This is a genomic window from Micromonospora sp. IBSANI012, from assembly GCF_052814045.1.
The window spans coordinates 1,943,036-1,964,857 of record NZ_CP199933.1 but is presented as its reverse complement, the minus strand read 5'-3'; the positions used below and the strand labels follow the sequence as shown (position 1 = coordinate 1,964,857).

Sequence of the window (21,822 nt, the reverse complement as noted above, 5' to 3'; positions counted from 1 at the left end):
GCCGTTCGCGGGCTCGGCTGCTCGGTTGGCTGCTCAGCCGCTCTTCCATTGCGCTAGTCGCGGCGGCAGTATGTCCGTGTGGCATCGACGGTGAGAGAACAGCAGGTCCTTCAGGCGCGAGCGGCCCTTATCTTGGCGGCTCGCCGCCGGTCGCTGGTGACGTACAAGGAGCTAGGTCTAGCGATCGGGATGACGGGCGTGGCCCTCAGCAACCAAATGGGCCGCGTGCTGGACGGTGTTTCGGACCTGTGTATCGAGGCCGGCGAACCGTCGCTGGCAGCCCTCGTTGTTAACTCGGCAACCGGGGCCCCAGGCAAGGGCTTCGACGACGGTGGGGTTCCCTGGCACACCGAGGTGCAGGAGGTCTTTCGTCACTGGGCCAAGCAGTAGAGGAACCTCTGCAGGGTGCCGCGTCCCTCATCGCCGCGCCGCCCCGGCCGCCGAGCCGCTCCTGCGCCCGCCACTGGTGTCGATGCTCACCGCCGTACTGAAGACCCCGGCCCGGCGTACAAATCCCGCTCCTCCTCGCCTAATGGACGGCAAAAAGCCTGGCTTGGACTCGGTCTTCACCTGACTCGATCGGCCCTCGGGATTCCAACAGATCAAGAGTGACCTTCTCGTCCCAATGGGCATACTCGTCGTAGTGCACCGAGTACCGGTTCCCCGGGGTGCTCCCGCCGATCGGGTCGGCGTAGACGAGGACAATGTACTTCGCCAGTCCGTACATCGGTTTTCGACCGTGCAGGTGATCGACGCACCTCCGAAACTCTTCCAGGTTTCTGAGGCCTGGGCCGCCTTTGAAGCCCGACCAGCCGCCGGTGTAGGGATCGAACTTTCGCGCCTGCAGGTAGAACTTGAACTCAACGAACGCCTTCTCCTCGGCGTGGTGCAGCACCAGGTCGATCCGGTCGCACTCCACGAACTGCGTCACGCCCGGGTGGGCCTCCGCGAGACTGCGACAGAAGAGGTAGCGAAAGACCGACTCGTTCCAGCGGCTGAGGGGCATCAACGGGAGCTCGTCGGACATGGACGCCATCGCGCGGGAGAAGGCTGATCGAACTATGTCGTCCATGGTGTGCCCCATCGGTGCAACGTATCAACGCTAGATGCAGCTGTATACGGTCACGGGGCGGGGCAGCTAGCGCCGGCTGGCACCCGCTGGCTGCGCCAAGCCACGACCCACGTGCGTTGCGGGCTTACTGCCTCGCTGCTGCCCGATGCCTCGCTTACAAGTTTTGGGCGCTCCGTCCGGCAACATCCGTCCGCGTACGCGACCTCCGGCGATGATCCGCGCTCGGCCATTGCCGGCTGTCCTCGTGCGGGCCGGTTGCTGTCAGCGTTGCTGCCGCGTCTCGGAAGCTGCGATCCGTCTCTGACACCTTGGCCGGCGATCCGCGCACCGCCTAGCCTCTCCGGCATGGAGCAGCTGCGCGACCTTGCCATCGGGCCGCTTCCGCAGCAAGTCCAACCGCAAGCTGTCCCGCCCGTGCCGCTGGTGCGACGCTAGCGGCAAACGGCTACGCATCGGCCGGCGACTGTGGGACCGCATCCGGCGGGTACACCGCGACGCTGCGGCCGGTGCGAGGATCGCCCGATGAGCCGCGTCCGCCCCAAGTTCCGCCCCCCGCACCGCCCCGTGTACAGCCCCCCGCCGTACCGCTACCCGAAACCCCGCCGCCCCTTCAATCCGACCCGGATGGCGTTCATCCTCCTGCTCGCCTGCCTCCTCGGGTCGCTGCTCGCCGACCACCTGTAGCCTCCCCCAATGCACCCTCTGCGCGTTGGTTGGCCATGGCCGTACGGCTCGGACAACCGCGCCGGGCGGGTGCACCGCGACGCCGCCACCACTGCGAAGATCGCCCGGTGACCCCACCCGCCTGGATGAACAAGCCCGAATACAAGAACCGGCGACCGTACCGCTCCCCGCTCCCCCCGCTCCCCCGCAAGGACCGCCCGTTCTTTACCCCGGGCCGAATCTTGTTCTACCTCCTGCTCGCCTGCCTCATCGGGTCGCTGTGCGGCAACCGGCGGTAGCCTCCACCCATGCACTCGCTGACAGAGGGCGTGACCGTCGTGGCGACGCCCTCTGCGCGTTGGGTCGGCCTGGCCGTACGCTGCGCTGCGTGCCTGGACGAGCTGGTCGACGAGCTGGCCGCCCGCGACGAGCGGAAGCGGCGTGCGGGCGCTACCGGCGCGAGCGGTGCAGCAAAGTGACCAGCGCGTACGTGAGGCCGGCAGTCACCACGAACACCAGGACGTGAGCGGCGCCGGTCAGGCCGGCGACACTGCCCAGCCATCCCACGACCAGGCCGACGACAACGGCCAGCAGTACTCGGTTTCCGGTGCTGCTGAGGCTCCATCGCGATTCGTGCTGCTGAGTCATGCCGGGCACCGTACCGCCTTGCCGCGAGCCTGTGGGACACGGAAACCGCCCGCTGAGAGCGCCGGGGCAGCGGATTACGAGTCCGTACCCGGGTGCTGGTCCACCGCCTGGTGCTCGAGCCCGACATGCCGACTCGGTTCGCGATCGTCCGCTGATGCTCGCCGGCTTGGCTGCTCGCGTGGCTGCTCAGCGGCCTCGCGCGCAGAGCTCAAGGCCCGGTTCGTGCATTTCCGCTGGAGTAAGAGCGCCGGCTTCCCGACCTCCCACGCCACCCGCGACGAGGCACCTGACCTGCCAAAACGCCTTGCGTCGGTTTCCGGCATCTTCCGCCGTTACTCGCGCTCGGTTGTGCCGGATCTGTGCCCGGCCCTGGCCACCCCTCGGAGCCCGCAACGTGCCGCGGCTTTCAAATGCGCCTGGTTGTCGCACCCATGCCTCAGGCTGGACACGGCCCACCCACGGCTGAAGGGAAAGCGACATGACCATGGCCTTCGTTAAGGGCGAGCCGTGCCCGGAGTGCGGCGTCACCGTCACCGCAGTGAGCGGCCCGGAGGGGCAGGACACCTCCGGCGGCGATGTCCGCCCCGGGACCGTCCGTGAGGAGCTGGTGTGGACGGCTGATCCGTGCCGGCATCAGCATCGGGTCAACCTGGCTGACCTGAACTGATCATGGAAGAGGCCCGCCCGGCCACCTGGGCGGGCCTCTTCTGTTCCATCCCTACCGAGCGGGGTGCGCCGTACCAAGAGTTGGCGCGCACTGTAAATCCGTCGCGAAAGCTACAGAGGTTCGAATCCTCTACCCGCCACCAGGTGCGAGATCGGCCCCTGACCAGCAGCAACGCGGTCGGGGGTCGATCTCGTCTGGTCTAGTTGCGTCCAGCCACTACCCGCCGTCGCTCACCGTCCGGGGGCGTATTGGGGGGAGCGCCGGGACGCCTGGTTCAGGCGAGGAATCGCACAACAACACCGAGCCGCTCAGCTTCGGGCACCGGTCGGCCACGTCTGCGGGCTCGATTCCTGGATCATTGCGATATGACTGCTGCGCTGCTTCGCGTCAGGATGGAGTCCGGCCAGATCTGGGACGACCCCTCAGAGGATCTGCTGTTCGAGTTGCTGTCGGACATGGAGCGCGGCGAGGAACAGTTCCTCATCGTGGAACGTGTCGCCGACGCCACCGGTCAGACGTTCGCGCAGGTTGTCCGTACCGATGCGGGCGGATACCAGGTCGAGTACCGCGAGGGCGACGAAGACTCGCACTTCCAGGCACTCACCGAGGACAAGCGGCTCGTCCACTCCGTGATCACGTCGTGGGCCTTCGAACTGCCCGGCTGGCGGGACGCACTGCCTTGGGCGCCCCTGCGGTTCACCAACTACAGGTAAGGCAGCCGACGCCTTCCTCGTCGTCGCGCAGGTCACGTTCCGCTACCTGTGTATACGCCGTCGCCTCTGGTCGTCGTTGGTCGCCCATGTTCAACCTTCGACGGCCTGGGCTTCCCACCTTGCCCGCAGCCCTGGGCGCTGCGATCCGTCGTCAACCCTGGCCGGCGATGCACGCACCGCTTAGCCTCTCCCGGGTGGAGCAGCTGCAAGACCTTGCCATCCGACTGGCGATGGACGAGCCGGTCGGAGATGACCTGCCGATGGCGGCTGCTCATGCCCTGACCCGAGGCGTCGACTCTCCGAGCTTGCGTGAGCTCGCCGGCCTGCCGAAGGGGCAGTCGCGGGACGCCGTCGACCTCTTCCGGCAAGCAATGGATGAGCTTGGCTGTCCCGTCCCGGACAAGAGCGGCGCCCGGCTACATCTCATGCGTCAGGCGGCGGCGAACATCCTTGCAGGGAGGGGCGACCCTGAGGACCTGGCACACGAGATCTACTGGCTGGCCTGCTACTCGGGACTGCCGGAGCTGCGAGAGGTCGGCGATCGATTCTTAGAGCTGTACGCCGGATGGGGCGCAACGTATGACCAGGCGGAAGAAGCGGTGGCGGCCATGAAGGTAGCTGCTCAGTCGCTTCTTCGCGACAACCCAGCCTGAGCGACTATCCGATACCGCGAAGCCCTCCAGGATGGCCCGACTCCTTGACCCCCAGGCAACCAACACAACCGCCTGACCTGCTCCCCCGCGACAGGTGAGCTGCGAGATTGGTCCTCCGGCGTCCACGGTTGTCCGCCGACGTCCGTCCCGGTCGTCACTCAGTTAGTCACCCGGTCACCGGGACCTCGTAGTCCCCACGCAAGCCGGTGACCTCGTCACCATGACGGTCGTAGATGACCAGGCCGTGCCGCTCCGCCAGGTCCAGGACGACGTCTACCGCCTCGCTGCCCCGCGGTGAAGAGCTTCCATGTTCTGTCGTGTTAGCGACTGATGTGCAGAGGGCCTAGCAGCGCCGATAGCAGACGCGGTATGCACTTGGTGTGCCGACGCCACCCCTGCCACGCCCAAAAGAATCCGACACGGAACGGCCTCGAATGCAGGCCACCGACGAAAAACCCGGCCTTGACTCCGACCCACAAGAAGACCGAAGTGTCGCGTACAAAATGGGGTTGCTGGTCGGCGCCCTCGTGGTCTGGGCCGGCGAAACTGCCCAAGAACTCATCGCAGAGCATCGGGAAGCAAGCCGCAGAGACCGAGATGAACGGCGTGAGAAACTCATTAAGGAAGCCGTTGACGGAATTCTTGCACGGCCCGAGTTTTCCCACTCGGTGACCGTGCACGGATCGCGGCAGCATGTAGTTGAGCACATCCAAAAGAATGAAAAAGAAATCTTCAATGAGCTTTGGGATCACTACAACCAAATGGTCAGAGACCTTATTAAGGGAGCAAGTATAGCTGGCCTATTCTTATTACTAATCCTCATCGGCATTAAGGGCCTGATCTCGAAATGGGAAGACAATAATGCCGCAGGCAAACGAGGATTCCCCTCTACTCTCTGGCTTGAAGAGGCCCACCGATCCCTCGGCGATGCAGGATTCTGGGCCCTCGGCATCGTGGCGGGGTTTCTCGTATCTATTGTCGTGGCCGATCTCCTACTTGACCTGCGGAGCTATTTGAGGGAGACATTCGAAGCCCGTGAGGATACCAAGGAATCGCTCACACCTCACGTCCGAGTGGCCGTCAATGAGTGGTCGGACGAGAAATCGCCTACCGAGCTGAGGTTCGAAGAGGCACCCGGGCTGAGTTCCACGGGCGATGGCAAGTACTTGGTTGAACGAGATGAGCATAGGCGCATCCGCTCCCTAGTTCGGGAATTGGGAGCTTCGGCTGTTGCAATCAGCGGACCCCGTGGGGCGGGAAAGAGCACCCTACTGCGTGGTCTCGCCGAGCACTATGATTCGCCTCAGGACTTGTTCATCGCGCTAGAAGCTCCTTCTTCGTACCAGCCAAAAGAATTTGTCATAACACTCTACCAGCAGCTATGTACGTGCATTCAGCGTAAGGCTTCCGGCTTAGCAGACTCGACGACGAGGCGGTTTGCCAATAACGCAATCACAACGCTACGGTTCGTCGCAATACTGCTTTCTCTCGTCATCCTTGTTAGCCAATGGACTCCGATAGAAACTTGGCTGAATTCACAGTTGCCTGCACACCTCCTGCCGCGTAACGGTTGGCAGGCTGCAGCGTACCTAGCCCTCGTGCTGGTCGTTCGAACGTTGCTCGAAACTCTGCGCCCTAGGCGGGGAATGCGAGGAGCCGCGGAGCTGGTCCAAAGAGCCGCAGCCGAATCCAGCAAGTTGCGATTTCTTCAGAACGTCGCGATTGAGAGTAGTGGAGTTTTCAAGGCCTCGTTTGGCTTCGACCTCGGACGCAAACACACGAAGCAGCTTCTGGAGCAGGCGACCTCGATGCCAGATCTGGTGCAAAGCTATAGGTCTCTGGCGACGGATGCCGTGTCCTGGTGGCGACACAACGAGGGACGAGGAGAAGGAAACCTAGTGGTCGTGATCGACGAACTGGACCGTGTAACCGATGTCGAAGCGGCCGAGCGTTTCATAAATGATGTCAAAGGCATTTTTGGCATCATTCATTGCACCTATTTGGTGACGGTATCAGAAGATGCACTGGCTCAATTTGAGCGACGCATGGTTGGCATTAGACCCGTACTCGATAGTACCTTCGACGAGGTGGTACGGCTTCCCATTTTGACCTTCGCTCAGTCCCGAGAAATATTAGCCCGTCGACTTGTAGGCTTCCCTCAGGCGTTCATCGCTCTTTGTCACGCTCTCAGTGGTGGGATCCCGCGCGACCTTATCCGCACGGCGCGAGGGCTTATCGACGCCCGCCGGACCACCGGCCAGGATCACCTTGTTCCGTTAGCACAAGAGGTTGTCCGGAAAGAAATAGCAACACTAAAATCCGGACTGATCGGTCGGATCAATTCCGATGCAACGGAGCCTAATTCCCTCGACCTTCTGAGACTGCTCGCTGACTCTGAGTGGCCCGATAGTGATCCAGGCGGCCTCTTGCGGGCGGCTGCCGAGGTTTTGCCATCAGCAAGAAACCCTGAATCAAGAACCCGGATCTCCATGCAGCTTGGGGTGGCACTTTACTATTACGCGACCATTCTGGAGATATTCGAGGAATTTGCGTACCAGATGCCCTGGGAGGCACGCCAGATCGCAGAGAGACTGGCGGTCGCACGTAGCGTGATGCCCACGAGCGTGGACCTCGCATACGTACATATTCAGAGATTGCGGTCGGAGGTGGGTTTCGAAGGACTCGCCTATGGCGGCGCAGAAAGAAATAGTGCTGAATAGGTGCTGCTTTCCCACCCTTGAGCCATCACGCCATCCCGTCTGCCATCGACCCGCCCGTCCGGGGTGCGGGCCGCCGCCCGGCTCGCCATGTCAAGCGAACCTTGACGTCCGTTCGGACGCTGGCGGGTCGGGCGGCGGTCTGCTCGGCTTGCCCGGGTCGATGGCAGACGGGATGCCTACCGCAACCACCCACAGACCGTGACCCGCCGACGGTGCCCCGGCCATCCTGGAGCCGGAGAGCCCCCGCCGGAGGCGCCCTCACCGCAACCCCGCGACCGCCGCCAGCTCGCCGACGCGGCCGGCGTGCACTCCCCTTCGCCGCGCGGGTCGTGGCCGCGCGGCCCGGCCGGCTGCCGGCCCACCACGCCACCGGTCAACGCTCTGTCGTTCTGCGGCGGCCCTCCGGGCTCTCCGCCCTCCGTGCCAGCCGCCGGGCGTTCGGCGTGACGGCCGCAGAGCGCCAGCGGCAGCGGCCGGCGCGCGTCCAGGCGGCGGCGCGTGCGGCCCGTTGCGGGCCGCCTTGATGGATGTACAGAAAGTCCTCCCACATCGGCCGGCAGCCGGCCGGTCCGCCTCCGTCGGACGGGGTCACGGCGGGTTGACGTGTCGGCACCCGGTGCTACTGTGGCGCTCGTCGAGCACGCCACCGCGGCCTTCCTGCCGGATCGCTGGACTCGATGTCGGAGATGTCGAGCGGCCTTCCTGCCGCTGACGCGGGCCACGTCCCGCCGGCTCTCGATCGCACCGGCCGCTGCGCCGGTTCCCCAAATCCGTTGAGTGGCCCAGGACGGCCTTTTGCCGTCCACGATGGCCCGGATTCGTGAGCTTCCACGGGTGGGGGCCTGCGGCAACCCGCCGGATGCCGGTATCCCAGGCTCCCCACCCGTGCCGGCCCACTCATCAGGTCCACGATGCGAAAGGACATAACCCATCGGCGGGAAGTGGCACCACCACGATTCCGCCCTCCGGCGTCAGCCGCCCTCTCGGCGGTGCCAGGAGACACGACGAACACCACCAGCGGACAGCCGTCCACAGCTGGTGGTGCTTCGTCTCCCGTCCCTGCCACCCCGCGTGAGGAGAAAGTTGTGTCCACCCCGTTCAGCCTGTTCCGGCCCGACCTCACTGTCGGCCGGGATGCCCAAGCCCTGCACCGCGCCGCCACCTCCGGGTTCTCCGGCTGGCTGGAGCACACCGCCCCCGCCGGCGGCTGCTCACGCCCGCGCTCGCAGTACCGCCAGCACCTGCTCGCACGGGCAAGCGGCGGCGTGCTTCGCCCGGCACGACGCCGACGATCCGCAGCTCGGGCAGCCGTTGTGCCTGGACTGCTACGACCACGGCCACCAGGTCGTCTGGAACTACTTCTCCGGGGAGCTGTGGCGGCGTACCAAGCAGGCCATCGACCGGCACCTCGCCGCCCTCTGCCGGAGGCGCGGCATCCCCTTCGTTCGGGTCGTCACCGCCTCCGGCAAGGTGCGCTGGGTGCCGCCGGTGCGGGTGTCGCACGGCAAGGTCGCCGAGATGCAACGCCGCGCCGCCGTGCACTTCCACGTCTTGCTGCGCCTCGACGGCGTCGACCCCGACGATCCGGATGCCCTTGTGCCGCCACCGGACGGCATCACCGTCGACGAACTAAAGGAAGCCGTCCATGCCGCCGCCTCCCGGATCACCGTCACCACGCCCCCACACCCTGACCAGCCCGAAGGCTGGCTGGTGGCGTGGGGCGAGCAGGTCGACGTCCGACGCATCAACACCGCCGGAGGCGAGTTGACCGATGACAAGGTCGCCGCCTACCTCGCCAAGTACGCCACCAAGGCCACCGAAGCCACCGGCCACTCCTTCACTCGGTTGACCCCTGCCACCATCGACGACTACGCCGACCTCGAAGGCGACCACCTCGCCCGCCTCATCGACGCCTGCTGGCACCTCGGCCGCCCCACCCACACCGACGTTGCCTGCGGCGCCACAACCGGCGGCGACCGTCAAGACAGCCTTGACACCAAACCCCACGCCTACGCCGGACTGCGGCGCTGGGCGCACATGCTCGGCTTCGGCGGCCACTTCCTCACCAGAGCCCGCCGCTACTCCGTCACCTTCGGCCTGCTCCGCGACACCCGCACCACCTACCGCCGTAGCGAAGCCAACGATCCCGCAGACACGGTCACCGTCGGCACCCTCACCTACATCGGGTCTGGGTGGCTCTCCGAAGGCGACGCGCTCCTGGCCAACACCGCCGCCCAACAGCGACGAAAGGGCAGACGGATCGGTCGGGAAGAACTCGCCCACGAAGCCTGGCTCACCGGAGCCGCCGCATGAGCCATGACCTCACCCCGCGCTGGTACTCCCCTGCCGAGGTCGCCGTCCTGCTCGGCTTCGGCATCTCCAAGGTCAAGATGAAGATCGCCACCGGCGAGCTGCGCTCCATCAAGGACGGCAAATACCGCCGCATCCTCCCCGAATGGGTCGACGACTACATCCGCCAACAGGTCGAACGCCAGGAGGCCGCCTGATGCCCGGACGCGCCCGAGCCAACGGCGAAGGCTCCATCTTCCCCTACCGCAACGGCTTCGCCGCCTACGTCTGGGTCACCAAGCCCGACGGTAAACGCACCCGCAAGTACGTCTACGGCAAGACCCGCGAGACCGTCCACGACAAGTGGATCAAACTGCACCAACAGGCCAAGGTCGGGCCGGTGGCGACCAGCGTCCCGACAGTCGGAAGCTTCCTCACCTGGTGGCTGGCCGAGATCATCCAGCCGAACCGGGCACCGCTGACCTACGCGACCTACGAGACGTTGGTCCGCCGCTACATCGCCCCCGCCCTCGGGGCCAAGCGGCTCGACCGGCTCCAGTCGCGGGACGTGCAGACCTGGATCAACCAGGTGGCCCGGACCTGCCAGTGCTGCGCCCAGGGCAAGGACGCCGCCCGGCCGAAGCACAAGCGGCGCTGCTGTGCGGTCGGTCGGTGCTGCCAGGCGATCCCGTCGACGCGCACGGTCAGCGACATCCGGGCTGCGCTGCGGGCCGCCCTCACCCACGCCCAGGCCGAAGACCTCATCGCCAAGAACCCGGCCGTGCCGGTCACCCTCGCCACGGTCCGCCGCCGTCGGGGCAAGTCGTGGTCGAGCGACGAGGCTCGCAAGTTCCTCGAATCCGCCCGCCACGACGAGGACCCGCTCTACGCCGCCTACGCCCTGGTCCTCGTCACCGGCCTACGCAAGGGCGAAGCCCTCGGCCTCACCTGGGCAGACGTCGACCTCGACGCGGGAGAGTTGACCGTCGGCCGCCAACTGCAGCGCGTCCGCGGCCAGCTGCTCCATCGCGACACCAAGACCCAGGCATCCGACGCCACACTCCCCGTGCCAGACATCTGTGCGACGGCACTAAAAATCAGGAAGGCGCAACAGGACGAGGCACGGGCAACCGCTGGCAAGGCATGGCACGAAGCCGACCTCGTATTGACCACCCGCTACGGCAAAACGACTCCAGCTCCGGGTCCGCGAGCATGCGGTAGACGAACTCCGTCATAGACATGTCGAACCGGTGCCACGGGTGGGGCGGGTCGTGCCGAGCGGCCACGGGCCACCGATCAGACTCCACCGAGCGGTCCGCCAGCCAGAAGTACTGACCCCCGGACGAGTCGTGACCCCATTCGATCAGCCCGGACCCCTTGTCGGGCCTGTACAGATCGTGCGGGGCGTACAAGCGCCCGGCGGGATCGTCATGCTCGCTCACCCAACGCCGGCTGGAGTTCCACCACCCGAGCAGCGAAGTCGAATCGTGATCGTCGGTCGGTCGCAGTAGGTCAAGGACCCCCATGAACAGGCCCGGCACGAACCGCCGGCACAACTCCTTGAAGTCGCTAGGCAGCGTGACGCCGAGCTCGGCCTCCGCCTGCTCCCAGCCGGCACCGCCCTCAGGCTCATGGCGCCACCCGGTCACATCGATGATCCGGTCGATCCACGTCAGCTGATCATTCACGGCCGGCAAAGTAACAGCACGGGCGGACATCACCTCGCCTGGTCATCACCCGCCCGCTGACCGTTGCTGTACTTCACTGCTGTACGACAGCAGAAAGGCCACCTCCCGTTTCCGGGAAGTGGCCTTTGACCTGCGTGGGCGATACTGGGATCGAACCAGTGACCTCTTCGGTGTGAACGAAGCGCTCTCCCGCTGAGCTAATCGCCCTCAGCGCCGATGACTCTACCTGATCGTGTGAGCGGACCGGAAATCCGGGTCCCGCGCGCCGCACCCCGGCGCCGCAACCCCGGTCAGTGCGTGGCGAGGTAGTGCAGCAGCCGGGCCACCAGGTCGATGCCGAGGCTGTACTTGAGCGAGAGCCACACCACCGTGGCGACGAAGATCAGGCCGACGGAGCCGAGGGCGATGCGGACCGGCAGGGACCGGGAGGTGGCCCAGCGGGTCCAGGCCTGGACGTGCCGGCGGGTGAAGGCGAGCAGCCGGCGGGCCCAGTGGAACTCGACGGCCCAGATGGCGAGGCCGCCGATCACGATCAGCCAGCCGGGGCCGGGCAGCGGGATCAGGGCGAGGCCGACGGTGACGACCAGCGCCCCGGCGATCGCGATGAAGATCTTGAGGGCGACCCGGCCGGTGGGGTTGGCGCGGATCAGGTCGAGACTGGTCCGGACCCGCTGCCGGAAGCCGGTCGGCGGCCGTTCAGCGACGGCCGTACCGCGACCGCCGGCGGCAAGGTCGGAGGGGCCGCGATGAGCCGGACGGACGGGGCGCGAGGCGGCGCCGCGAGCCGGCGCGCGACCTCGACCGGAGCGGCCGCCGGAGGCAGGCCGACCGGTCCCGTCGTGCTGATCCTTCGGCACCGCGTTCCCCCGCCTTTCGGCTGCTCGGGCCCCTACTTTCGGTGAGTCGGTCGCGGTCGTCGCATCCATTGAGGATCGGTTCGTGACCATTTCACCCCCCAGTGTCGCCCCGGCCCGTCACTTGCGCAGACCACTGGACGTTACCGGAGTAAGTCGACGACTGAGCCACCCGACGCCGGGCGGGATCACGCACTGGGCAGACCGGAAATCGTACAAGAAGTTTCACATTCTGGCGGCGCTTCCGAGGCACTTCCCACCACTGGGTGAAGTCAGCGTATGGCGGAGCGTAGCCAGGAGTAGCACCTGAGTATGGGAAAAGCGGGACACGCGCGTTCCGCAGCGGTGCCGGGGGGAGAACGTCCATGAGTGTCATCCGACCGACGACCGTAGAGGTCGAGACGTCGCTAAGGCTCGTCGCACCTGACGCCACCGCCTTGCCGGTGCGTGCCAGTCTGCGTTACGACCCTGCTGACCCGTATGCGGTCCATGTCCTGTTCCACGCCGAATCCGCCGGTGGCGAGGCCGTCAGTTGGTCCTTCGCCCGCGAACTGCTGGTGACCGGTCTCGACGAACCGGCCGGCATCGGCGACGTCCGGGTCTGGCCCTGGGCCACCCCGCGCGGCGACTTCGTCGCGCTGGCGCTGTCGTCACCCGACGGCAACGCGCTGTTCGAGGTGCCGCGCAGCGTGCTGGTGCGCTTCCTGCGTCGGACCTACGTCGTCGTCCCGCGCGGCCGCGAGGCCGAGCACCTCGACGTCGACACGGCGGTGAACCGGCTGCTCGCCGGCCGCTGACCCATCCGATCGGAGCCGCGCGGATCTGCCGAGTCCGCGCGGCTCCGGCTCACCCGCGACCGGGTACGCCTCAGCCGTGCGTGGTCAGGCCGCCGTCGACGGGAATCACCGCGCCGGTGAGGTACGCGCCGGCGCGCGACGACAGGTAGATCGCGGTGCCCGCCATGTCCTCCGGGCGGCCGATCCGGCCCAGCGGCACCTGCTGTTCGATCGCCGAACGGGACGCCGGGTCCTGCAGGGCGAAGGCCATCATTCTGCTCTCGAACGGGCCCGGGGCGATCGCGTTGACCGTGATCTGCTCGCCGGCCAGTTGGTGGGCCAGGCTGCGGGTCAACATGTGTACGGCGGCCTTGGTGGCCGAGTAGGCGTACACCTCCATGAACGGCACCCGGATGCCGTCGACCGAGCCGATGTTGATCACCCGGGCCGGGTCGTCGGCGGTGGCCGCGGCGCGCAGCGCCGGCAGCAGCGCGGTGGTGAGCCGGAAGACCGCCTTGACGTTCACCGCCCAGAGCTTGTCGAACGCGCTCTCCGGGTACGCCTCCAGCGGCGCGCCCCAGGTCGCGCCCGCGTTGTTGACCAGCACGTCGAGCCGGTCGCCGGTGCGCTCCCGCACGGCCGCGGCGAGTCCCTCGGCCCCCGCGTCGTGGCTCAGGTCGGCCGGTACGCCCTCGCACCGCCCGTCGGCGGAGAGCTCCTCGGCCACCGCCGCGCAGACATCGGCCTTGCGGGACGAGACGATCACCCGGGCGCCAGCCTGCACGAAGCCCCGGGCGATCATCAGCCCGATCCCCCGCGTGCCGCCGGTGACCAGGACCGTCTTGTCGGCGACCGAGAACAGCTCCGTCATGCCCATCCCTCGCGAGTCGGTGGACCTACCGCTCGGTAACGTAGCCGGGGCCCCGACCGGGGACAACCCCGCGTACGCGACACCGCGGTCCCGTCGCCGGGATGCGACCACCCCCACCTCCGGTTACCGTCGCAGGTGATGGTCCCTTCCGGTCAGCTCTCCCCGGCAACTCACCCCGACCTGCCCACCGCCGAGATCGACCTGCTCGACCTCGGTGACCTCGCCCCCGAGCCCGGGTGGCGCCGCCCGACGCTGCTCGACGCGGATCTGCTGATCCTGGTCACCGGCGGCCACGGCACGGCCGAGCTGGACTTCCGTCCGCTGCCGTGCCGGCCGGGCACGCTGCTGCGGGCCAGTCCCGGCCAGGTGCTGCGCTGCACCCGGCAGCTCGACGCGACGGTGGTGCGCTGGCGCGGCGAGACGCTGCGCGGCCTGGACGTCGACCCGGACGCCGTGCCGACCCACCACCAGCTCGCCGGCGAGGACGAGGACGCGGTGATCAACGAGGTCAGCCAGTTGGCGGTGGACAGTCGCCGGCACCGCGGCAACCCGGCCGCCCGTGCCCTGCTGCGCCACGAGCTGGCCGTGCTGCTGCTGCGCCTGGCGCTGCTCCCCATCAACCGCCCCGGCGGTGCCGACGGCGGGCCGCACCGGTCGGAGCTGGCCACCTTCCACCGGCTGTGCCGGGAGATCGAGCGCGGCTACCAGCACACCCGCCGGGTCGAGGACTACGCCGCCCAGTTGGGCTGCTCGGTGCGAACCCTGACCCGGGCCTGCCTGGCGGTGACCGGGCGCAGCGCCAAGCAGGTGGTGGACGAGCGGGTCGCGCTCCAGGCCAGCCGGCTGCTGGCCGCCACCGACGAGCCGGTGGCCCGGATCGGTCGCCGGCTGGGCTTCCCCGAGCCGACCAACTTCGGCCGCTTCTTCACCCGCGAGGTCGGGGTGAGCCCGGGGGCGTTCCGGGCCGCGCGGGAGCAGCCGCTGCGGCGGATCGTCCGGCAGCGTCGGCCCGCCGACCCGGCGGAGTGAGCCGGGCGGGCATGATGGCGGGGTGCAGATCTCCGCGCGCGGCGACTACGCGGTACGGGCGGCGCTGAGCCTCGCCACCGCGTACCCCTCGCTGCTGTCCACCCAGGCGATCGCCACCGAGCAGGACATGCCGCGCAAGTTCCTGGAGGCCGTCCTGGCCGACCTGCGCCGAGCCGGCATCGTGCGGGCCCAGCGCGGCGCGGAGGGCGGCTACACGCTGGCCCGGCCGCCCCGCGAGGTCACCGTCGGGGCGATCCTGCGCGCTGTGGAGGGCCCCCTGGCCGGGGTGCGCGGCCTGCGCCCCGAGGAGACCCGCTACGAGGGTTCGGCGGAGAACCTCCCCCGGCTCTGGGTGGCCGTGCGGGCCGCCGTCCGGCAGGTGCTCGACGAGGTCAGCCTCGCCGAGGTGGTCAACGGCCGACTGCCCGCGCACGTCCGAAAGCTGACCGCTCTGCCCGACGCCTGGGAGCCCCGCTGATGCCCACCCCCACCCTGCGCACCGACCGGCTGCTGCTGGAGCCCTACCGCCCGGCCGACGCCGACGACTTCGTCGCCCTGCTCAGCGACCCGGAGGTGGCCCGGTACATGGGCGACGGCCCGATGACTCCCGCCGACGCCGCCGCCCTGTTCGGGCGGGTGTTCACCACGGTCTACGCCGAGGACCTGTTCGACGTGTGGGCGGTGCGCCGCGACGGCCGGTACGTCGGGCACGCCGAGATCAAGCGCACCGACCAGGTCGACGGCCACGAGCTGGTGTACGTCCTGGCGAAGCCGGCCTGGGGCGCCGGTCTCGGCACCGAACTGGCCCGGGCCCTGGTCCGGTACGGCTTCGACACCCTCGACCTGACCCGGGTGTACGCCACCGTCGCCGAGGCCAACACGGCCTCGCTGGCGCTGCTGGCCAAGCTCGGCTTCGTCCATCAGCGGGACGTCACCGAGGACGACGGCAGCGTCACCCGGGTCCTCGCCGTCGACCGCGCGCCGGCGCCCGCCTGAGCCGACGCCGGCGCGCGCCCGGAGTCACAGCGTCCGGATCACCTCCTCGGCGGGCAGCCGGGGCAACCGGTCGTGCCAGGCGTCCGGCCCCGGGCGGCCGATGTTGACCAGCAGCAGCACCTCGTGCCGGCCGTCGGGGAAGAACTCGCGTTGCACGCCGGCGGCGTCGAAACCGGCCATCGGCCCGGCGGCCAGCCCGGCGGCGCGCACCCCGAGCAGGAAGTAGCCGGCCTGGAGGGTGGCGTTGAACCGGGCCTGCGCGACCCGCTGCGCCCGGTCGGCCAGCCAGTCCTTCGCCTCCGGCCGGTGCGGGAACAGCTCCGGCAGCCGGTGGTGGAAGTCCACGTCCGCGGCGAGCACCGCGACCAGCGGGGCGGTGGCCGTCTTGGCCCGGTTGCCGGCGGACACGTGCGGCAGCAGCCGGGCGCGCGCCGGGGCGGACCGCGCCAACAGCACCCGCAGCGGCTGGCCGTTGAGCGCGGTCGGGCCGTACCGGACCAGGTCGTGGATGGCGGCGACCTGGGCGTCGGTGACCGGCTCGTCGGTGAAGGTGTTCGCCGTGCGGGCCGCCCGGAAGAGCAGGTCCTGAGCCTCCCGGTCCAGCGCCAGCAAATCCGCTGCCACCGACGCCCGCGTCACGCGGCCACCGCCCGCCGTGGCGGTGCTGGTTTGACTTCCTCCACCGCCATGAATGGCGGGGATTCCCTCCGCGCTGCGCGCGAAAGGCGCAACGCCCAGGTGGGTTCCTGCTTCACCGCGATCAGCCGGAGCATGCTCCGGTCTTACGTCCGCTCCACAGGCGTTTTCCGTCTCCGCAAGCCCTGCGGCGACGTCTGGTGCCGCGGGCTCCAGCTTGGTTATCGCTGGAGCCCGCCGAGATTTTACCACGGTCAATGGCACGCTCGGGGCATGGCGGCCCCTTCCGCGCGGGCCCTCACCCCCACCCTGAAGGGCGGAGCACTGGCCCGCATCTTGGTAGCCGCCCCGGTGGTAGACCAGCGGCTCGGCGTCGGCGCCGGCGGCCAGCGTCAGCGGCTCGGCGATGACCACGGTGTGGTCGCCGGCCGGCACCCGGTGCACGACCCGGCAGAGCAGCCGGCCCAGCACCCCGTCGAGCAGCGGCAGTCCGAACGGCCCCGGCGTCCACTCCCGGTACGCGGCGAACCGGTCGATCCCGCTGGTGGCGAAGATGCGGGCGGCTTCTGACTGGTCGGCGGCGAGCAGGTGCACCGCGACGTGTTCGGCGCGGGCCAGCACCGGCCAGCTCGACGAGGCGACGCCGAGGCAGAACGAGACCAGCGGCGGGTCCAGCGAGACGGAGGTGAACGAGGTGGCGGTGAAGCCGGCCCGCAGCGGCGCCCCGATCCCGCCCAGGCAGGCCGGGTCGGTGCCCCGCGCGACGGCGGTGACCACGGTGACGGTGGACGCCTGCCGGCGCAGCAGCCCCCGGAACAGGTCCCGGTCCACCGGCAGCAGGTCGCCGCTCACGCGGTCACCAGCTCAGGCGTGGCGTACGAGCTGGCCGGGCGTGGCAGCCCGTAGTGCTCGCGCAGCGTCCGACCGGTGTACTCGTGCCGGAACAGCCCCCGGGCGCGCAGCAGCGGCACCACGTGGTCGACGAAGTCGGCCAGCCCGCTGGGCAGCAGCGGCGGCATCACGTTGAAGCCGTCGGCGGCGCCCTCGGTGAACCACAGCTCGATCTGGTCGGCGATCTGCTCCGGGGTGCCGGCCACCACCCGGTGCCCGCGACCGCCGCCGAGCCGGCCGATCAGCTGCCGCAGGGTGAGCTGCTCCCGCCGGGCCAGCTCGACGACGAGCTGGTAGCGGCTCTGGTGGGCCTGGACGCTGGTCACGTCGGGCAGGTCGGGCAGCGGGCCGTCCAGCGGGTAACCGCTGAGATCGATCCCGGTCATGCCGGAGAGCTGGGCGAGGGCGTGCTCGGGGACGATCAGCGCCTCCAGCTCGGCGGCGAGGGCCTGCGCCTCGGCCTCCGTACCGCCGATCACCGGGGCGATGCCGGGCAGCACCTTGACCAGGTCCGGGTCCCGGCCGGCGGCGGCGGTGGCCCGCTTGAGGGCGGCGTAGAAGGCCTGGCCGTCGGCGAGGGTCTGCTGGGCGGTGAAGACCGCCTCGGCGTACCGGGCGGCGAAGGCGATGCCGTCAGGCGACGAGCCGGCCTGCACCAGCAGCGGCCGGCCCTGCGGCGGTCGGGGCGTGTTCAGCGGGCCGCGGACCTTGAACGCGTCGCCGGTGTGACCGACCTCGTGCACCCGGTCGGTGTCGGCGAAGACCCCGGCCGCGGCGTCCAGGACGAGGGCGTCGTCCTCCCAGCTGTCCCAGAGCTTGATCGCCACGTCGACGAACTCGGCGGCCCGCCGGTACCGGTCAGCGTGCGCGGGGTGCTCGTCGAGGTTGAAGTTCCACGCCTCCCGGGACTGCGCGGAGGTGACGATGTTCCAGCCGGCCCGGCCGCCGCTGAGGTGGTCCAGCGAGGCGAACTTGCGGGCGATGTTGAACGGCTCGTTGTAGGTGGTGGAGACCGTGGCGATCAGCCCGATGTGCTCGGTCGCGGTGGCCAGCGCGGCGAGCAGGGTGAGCGGTTCGAAGACGGCCTGGATGTTGTGCCGTACGGCCGGCCCGACGGCCAGCCCGTCGGCGAGGAAGACCGAGTCGAGGGTGCCGCGTTCGGCGATCCGGGCCAGCTCCTGGAAGTGCCGGACGTCGCCGACCCGGCTCGGGTCGGTGCGCGGGTGCCGCCAGGCCGCCTCGTGGTGGCCGACGCCCATCAGGAATGCGTTCAGGTGCAGGGTGCGGGACATGGCGTTTCCTCTCAGGCGGTGACGTCGACGCGCCAGGTGGAGAAGCGGCGTTCGACGGCGACGAGGAGCTGGTTGACGACGAGGCCGATGGCGGAGATGGTGATGATCCCGGCGTACATGTCGGGGATCGCGAAGTTGTACTGGGCGTAGTTGACGAGGTAGCCGAGCCCCGCCTTGGCGCCGACCATCTCGGCGGCGACCAGCACGAGGATCGAGTACGCCCCGGCCAGCCGGACGCCGGTGAAGACCGTCGGCACCGCCGCCGGCAGGATCACCTTCTGGAACAGCCGCAGGTGGTTGAGCCCCATCGAGCGGGCGGAGCGCACCAGCAGCGGGTCGACGCCCTTCACCCCGGCGATGGTGTTCAGCAGGATCGGCCAGGAGCAGGCGTAGAGCACCAGGGCGATCTTGGAGGTCTCCCCCAGGCCGAGGATCAGCACGAAGACCGGCAGCAGGGCCAGCGCGGCGGTGTTGCGGAACACCTCCAGCAGCGGGCTGAGCAGGTCGGCGAGGGGCCGGTACCAGCCGATCAGCAGCCCGAGCGGGATGGCGGTGAGCACGGCCAGGCCCAGCCCGGTCAGCGAGCGGGTGAGGCTGGCCCCGACGTGGTCGGCGAGCTGCCCGCTGGTCAGCAGCGCCCACCAGGCCACCAGCACCTCGGACAGCGGCGGCAGGAAGACCCGGTCGACCAGGCCGACCCGGGGCGCGGTCTCCCACAGGGCGGCGAGGCCGAGCAGCGCGGCGCTGCGGTGCAGCGCCCGCCCGCCGAGGCCGAGCAGCCGGCCGGGCAGCGTGGGCCCCGCGACGGCCGGCGCCGCCGGGGGCGTGGCGGCGGGGACCGCCAGCCGGGTGGGTCGTTCGGCGATGTCAACCAACGCGGGCCTCCTCGGTTCGGGTCGCCGCCGGCGCCGCGCGGTCCGCGGCGGCGTCGGCGACGGCGGGGGTACGACCACCGTCCACAGCGGTGCCGGCGGAGCGGCCGGCTTCCGGGGCGGCGGCACGGGGCTGCTGCCCGACGCCGACCGGTTCCGCCGGGCCGGGCCGGGTGTCCGCGCTCCGACCGGGCTGGGCGAGGGCGGGCGTCGACCGGGCGAGCAGGGCCCGCCAGGGGGTGCGGCCCGGTCGGCCGACGGTCGGCCGGGCGGCGGGGCGTTCGGCGGACTGCGCGGCGCGCACCTCGTCGCGCAGCAGCGTCCAGATCTCGTGCCGGTGGTGCCGGAAGGCGTCGGAGGAGCGGACGTCCTCGGTGGCGCCCCGGTCACCGAGGCCGATCTCGATGACCTGCTTGATCCGCCCGGGGCGGGAGGTCATCACGGCGACCCGCTGGCCGAGGTAGACCGCCTCGTCGATACCGTGGGTGATGAACACGATCGTCTTGGCGGTGCGCTGCCAGATCCGCACCAGCTCGTCCTGCAACGAGTCGCGGGTCTGCGCGTCCAGCGCGGCGAACGGCTCGTCCATCAGCAGGATGTCCGGGTCGTACGCGAGGCTGCGGGCGATCGCCACCCGCTGCTTCATGCCGCCGGAGAGTTCGTGCGGGTAGCGCTCGGCGAATCCGCCGAGCCCGACCAGGTCCAGGTGGTGGGCGACCAGCTCGGCCCGCTCGGCGCGGGGCACGCCCTTGGCCTCCAGTCCGAACGCGACGTTGCCGGCGGCGGTACGCCAGGGCAGCAGCGCGTACTGCTGGAAGACGATGCCCCGGTCGAGGCCGGGCCCGGTGACCGGGCGGCCGTCGACCAGCACCTCCCCGGAGGTGGGTCTGGACAGCCCGCCGAGCAGGTCGAGCAGGGTGGACTTGCCGCAGCCGCTGGGGCCGACGACGACCAGGAACTCGCCGGGGCGTACCCCGAGGGTGAGCTGGTCCAGGGCGGTGACCGCGCCGGCGGACGCGCGCCGCCCGGCGCGGACCGGGAAGGTCTTGGTGACCCGGTCGAACAGGACCTTGTCGTCGCTCACGCCACACCGCCGCCGGAGGCGAAGGAGTTGTACTTGTTGGTGTAGATGTCGCCCGGCTTCGGCTTGTCGCCCTTGAGCTCGCCGGTGTCGGCGAGCCAGTCGATCCAGGTGGTGAACTCCCGGTCGGTGATGAGGCCGCCCTTGCCGGCGACGCCGCTGCTCTTCCAGTAGCCCACCAGCGCCGGGTCCTCGTTGCGGCCGCGCTTGGCGATGATCGCCTCCAGTCGGGCCACCACGGTCTCCCGGGGCTGGCTGCGAGCCCACTCGATGGCCCTGCCGACCCCGCTGACGAAGGTCTTCACCGTGTCCGGGTTGCGCTTGAGGAAGTCGTCGCGGAACACGTAGGAGCCGCCGCTGAACGCCCCGAGCAGTTCGTAGTCGGTGAAGATGGTGCGGACGCCGCGGTTGGCGACCGCCTTGTCGCGGATCACGCCGCCGAGTACCGCGACGTCGATCTGCCGCTGCCGCAGCGACTGCTCGGAGTTCACCGGCGGGATGGCGACCAGCTCGACCTGGGCGATCTCGGCCGGGCTGAGCCCGTTCCTGGCCAGCCAGATCTTCAGCACCGCCTCGGCGTGCGCGCCGAGGGTGTTCATGCCGACCTTCTTGCCGATCAGGTCGCGGGCGGTGCGGATCGGGCTGTCGTCGAGGACGTAGTAGCCCTGGAAGGTCTGCGCGTCGGAGCCGTAGTAGCTGACCACGGCGGTGATCGGGGCGTTGGCGGTGGCGAGCTTGACGATGGCGCCGTTGAACGCGCCGCCGAAGTCGCTCTGCCCGGTGGCGGTGGCCTGGATGTCCTGCGGGCCGCCGGTGACGTTGCCGATCCACTTGAGCTTCACGTCACCGAGGTAGCCGAGGTCGGCGGCGAGTTCGGGGAGGGTGACCAGGCCGACTGAGCCCTGGTAACGCAGCTCCTTCGTCTGGCCGGACGCCTCGGCGTCGCTGCCGCAGGCGGCGGTGCTGGTCAGGGCGAGCAGGGCCGCGACGGCGGCGAGGGTACGACGGAATGAGGACATGGACGACTCCTGATCTGAGCACGAGGAGGACCGCGCCCGGTGGCGCGGGGGTACGCCGGCGCGCGGCGCCGGGCCGTCGTGGGCCGGGCCGTGCGGTGTGGCGGAAGAGGGATGGTGCGGACGGCGGTGGGCGTCAGCTCAACAGAGCGCGCTCGCGTGCCGGACCAGGTCGACGTGCACGCGAGCGGTGAGAAGAAGCTCGTCCCGCTGCGACATGAGCCCATGCTGCCGGGCCGCAACGAGCCCGGTCAACGCCCTTCCAGAACATGAGATGCGCGTCGCTGACTTTGTTGCATCCCTTGCCGAGCTGCGTTTACCGCCCCGCAACACCTACCTGCTGAGTAGAGATTCGGGTGACCGTCCAGAGCGGATCCGCGGCAGGTTTCGCAAAT

General features: G+C 69.2%; 21 protein-coding genes, 1 tRNA gene and 3 pseudogenes. 13 read left to right on the top strand and 12 right to left on the bottom strand.

Annotated features, from left to right (window positions below; translation table 11 throughout):
- Positions 1 to 78 precede the first annotated feature (78 nt).
- A complete protein-coding gene (locus ACTWM8_RS09265) occupies positions 79 to 390 on the top strand; it encodes a hypothetical protein (RefSeq protein WP_446213427.1) in 312 nt (103 codons plus the stop codon).
- A 139-nt stretch (positions 391 to 529) separates the two neighbouring features.
- On the opposite strand, the gene ACTWM8_RS09260 is transcribed toward ACTWM8_RS09265, so the two are convergent.
- Positions 530 to 1,084 carry a hypothetical protein gene (locus ACTWM8_RS09260; RefSeq protein ID WP_446213426.1) on the bottom strand — a complete coding sequence of 185 codons (555 nt, stop codon included), beginning with the start codon at positions 1,082 to 1,084 and terminating at the stop codon, positions 530 to 532.
- Between the two features lie 510 nt (positions 1,085 to 1,594).
- Here ACTWM8_RS09260 and ACTWM8_RS09255 point away from each other — a divergent pair.
- Positions 1,595 to 1,756, top strand: coding sequence for a hypothetical protein (locus tag ACTWM8_RS09255; protein WP_446213425.1), 162 nt, complete (start codon positions 1,595 to 1,597; stop codon positions 1,754 to 1,756).
- A 429-nt stretch (positions 1,757 to 2,185) separates the two neighbouring features.
- Here ACTWM8_RS09255 and ACTWM8_RS09250 read toward each other — a convergent pair whose 3' ends face one another.
- Positions 2,186 to 2,383, bottom strand: a complete 198-nt coding sequence (locus ACTWM8_RS09250; RefSeq protein WP_446213424.1) for a hypothetical protein — start codon at positions 2,381 to 2,383, stop codon at positions 2,186 to 2,188.
- Between the two features lie 478 nt (positions 2,384 to 2,861).
- On the opposite strand from ACTWM8_RS09250, the gene ACTWM8_RS09245 reads away from it, so the two are divergent.
- The 7 genes and pseudogenes from ACTWM8_RS09245 to ACTWM8_RS09215 all read left to right on the top strand — a co-directional run.
- Positions 2,862 to 3,050: a hypothetical protein gene (locus ACTWM8_RS09245; RefSeq protein ID WP_446213423.1), complete on the top strand. Its 189-nt coding sequence runs from the start codon at positions 2,862 to 2,864 to the stop codon at positions 3,048 to 3,050.
- A gap of 365 nt (positions 3,051 to 3,415) precedes the next feature.
- On the top strand, positions 3,416 to 3,763 hold the full coding sequence (locus ACTWM8_RS09240) for a hypothetical protein (protein ID WP_446213422.1): 348 nt from the start codon (positions 3,416 to 3,418) through the stop codon (positions 3,761 to 3,763).
- A gap of 194 nt (positions 3,764 to 3,957) precedes the next feature.
- Positions 3,958 to 4,416 carry a hypothetical protein gene (locus tag ACTWM8_RS09235; RefSeq protein ID WP_446213421.1) on the top strand — a complete coding sequence of 153 codons (459 nt, stop codon included), beginning with the start codon at positions 3,958 to 3,960 and terminating at the stop codon, positions 4,414 to 4,416.
- Positions 4,417 to 4,850: 434 nt separating this feature from the next.
- Positions 4,851 to 7,136 (top strand): ATP-binding protein, encoded by a 2,286-nt coding sequence (locus ACTWM8_RS09230; protein ID WP_446213420.1) that lies wholly within the window; start codon positions 4,851 to 4,853, stop codon positions 7,134 to 7,136.
- A 1,035-nt stretch (positions 7,137 to 8,171) separates the two neighbouring features.
- Entirely contained in the window at positions 8,172 to 9,449 is a 1,278-nt protein-coding gene (locus tag ACTWM8_RS09225) for a replication initiator (RefSeq protein WP_446214511.1), read from the top strand.
- Positions 9,446 to 9,643, top strand: a complete 198-nt coding sequence (locus tag ACTWM8_RS09220; protein WP_355055904.1) for an excisionase family DNA-binding protein — start codon at positions 9,446 to 9,448, stop codon at positions 9,641 to 9,643. Before ACTWM8_RS09225 ends, ACTWM8_RS09220 begins: the two co-directional genes overlap by 4 nt.
- Positions 9,643 to 10,608: pseudogene (locus ACTWM8_RS09215) on the top strand (site-specific integrase); the annotation flags it as partial. The gene ACTWM8_RS09220 and the pseudogene ACTWM8_RS09215, both read left to right, overlap by 1 nt.
- 640 nt (positions 10,609 to 11,248) lie before the next feature.
- On the opposite strand, the gene ACTWM8_RS09210 reads toward ACTWM8_RS09215, so the two are convergent.
- Positions 11,249 to 11,320: transfer RNA gene (locus ACTWM8_RS09210), tRNA-Val, on the bottom strand.
- A gap of 83 nt (positions 11,321 to 11,403) precedes the next feature.
- A complete protein-coding gene (locus tag ACTWM8_RS09205) occupies positions 11,404 to 12,039 on the bottom strand; it encodes a TIGR02611 family protein (RefSeq protein ID WP_446213419.1) in 636 nt (211 codons plus the stop codon).
- A gap of 293 nt (positions 12,040 to 12,332) precedes the next feature.
- On the opposite strand from ACTWM8_RS09205, the gene ACTWM8_RS09200 reads away from it, so the two are divergent.
- Entirely contained in the window at positions 12,333 to 12,764 is a 432-nt protein-coding gene (locus ACTWM8_RS09200) for an SsgA family sporulation/cell division regulator (protein WP_007457244.1), read from the top strand.
- Positions 12,765 to 12,834: 70 nt separating this feature from the next.
- Here the strand turns inward: ACTWM8_RS09200 and ACTWM8_RS09195 are convergent, their stop codons facing one another.
- Positions 12,835 to 13,614 carry an SDR family oxidoreductase gene (locus tag ACTWM8_RS09195; RefSeq protein ID WP_446213418.1) on the bottom strand — a complete coding sequence of 260 codons (780 nt, stop codon included), beginning with the start codon at positions 13,612 to 13,614 and terminating at the stop codon, positions 12,835 to 12,837.
- Between the two features lie 138 nt (positions 13,615 to 13,752).
- Here ACTWM8_RS09195 and ACTWM8_RS09190 point away from each other — a divergent pair, with 138 nt between their 5' ends.
- From ACTWM8_RS09190 to ACTWM8_RS09180, 3 genes are read left to right on the top strand one after another with little or no spacing between them, the layout of a single operon-like run.
- Entirely contained in the window at positions 13,753 to 14,643 is an 891-nt protein-coding gene (locus ACTWM8_RS09190) for a helix-turn-helix transcriptional regulator (RefSeq protein ID WP_446213417.1), read from the top strand.
- 22 nt (positions 14,644 to 14,665) lie between these two features.
- Positions 14,666 to 15,121 carry an RrF2 family transcriptional regulator gene (locus ACTWM8_RS09185; protein WP_446213416.1) on the top strand — a complete coding sequence of 152 codons (456 nt, stop codon included), beginning with the start codon at positions 14,666 to 14,668 and terminating at the stop codon, positions 15,119 to 15,121.
- The gene (locus ACTWM8_RS09180) at positions 15,121 to 15,639 is read left to right on the top strand and encodes a GNAT family N-acetyltransferase (protein WP_446213415.1); all 519 of its coding nucleotides are present in this window, start codon (positions 15,121 to 15,123) and stop codon (positions 15,637 to 15,639) included. The genes ACTWM8_RS09185 and ACTWM8_RS09180 overlap by 1 nt, the downstream gene beginning before the upstream one ends.
- Before the next feature lie 24 nt (positions 15,640 to 15,663).
- Here ACTWM8_RS09180 and ACTWM8_RS09175 read toward each other — a convergent pair.
- The 7 genes and pseudogenes from ACTWM8_RS09175 to ACTWM8_RS09145 form a co-directional block, all read right to left on the bottom strand.
- Positions 15,664 to 16,191 (bottom strand): annotated as a pseudogene (locus ACTWM8_RS09175) (malonic semialdehyde reductase); the annotation flags it as partial.
- Positions 16,192 to 16,608: 417 nt separating this feature from the next.
- Positions 16,609 to 17,127 (bottom strand): annotated as a pseudogene (locus tag ACTWM8_RS09170) (flavin reductase family protein); the annotation flags it as partial.
- Complete coding sequence (locus tag ACTWM8_RS09165; RefSeq protein WP_446213414.1) at positions 17,124 to 18,458, bottom strand: LLM class flavin-dependent oxidoreductase; 1,335 nt, start codon at positions 18,456 to 18,458, stop codon at positions 17,124 to 17,126. The gene ACTWM8_RS09165 and the pseudogene ACTWM8_RS09170, both read right to left, overlap by 4 nt.
- Positions 18,459 to 18,469: 11 nt before the next feature.
- Entirely contained in the window at positions 18,470 to 19,333 is an 864-nt protein-coding gene (locus ACTWM8_RS09160) for an ABC transporter permease (protein ID WP_446213413.1), read from the bottom strand.
- The gene (locus ACTWM8_RS09155; protein ID WP_446213412.1) at positions 19,326 to 20,414 is read right to left on the bottom strand and encodes an ABC transporter ATP-binding protein; all 1,089 of its coding nucleotides are present in this window, start codon (positions 20,412 to 20,414) and stop codon (positions 19,326 to 19,328) included. Before ACTWM8_RS09155 ends, ACTWM8_RS09160 begins: the two co-directional genes overlap by 8 nt.
- Positions 20,411 to 21,430, bottom strand: coding sequence for an ABC transporter substrate-binding protein (locus ACTWM8_RS09150; RefSeq protein WP_446213411.1), 1,020 nt, complete (start codon positions 21,428 to 21,430; stop codon positions 20,411 to 20,413). The genes ACTWM8_RS09155 and ACTWM8_RS09150 overlap by 4 nt, the downstream gene beginning before the upstream one ends.
- Before the next feature lie 138 nt (positions 21,431 to 21,568).
- The gene (locus ACTWM8_RS09145) at positions 21,569 to 21,646 is read right to left on the bottom strand and encodes a putative leader peptide (RefSeq protein WP_349881247.1); all 78 of its coding nucleotides are present in this window, start codon (positions 21,644 to 21,646) and stop codon (positions 21,569 to 21,571) included.
- Positions 21,647 to 21,822 lie beyond the last annotated feature (176 nt).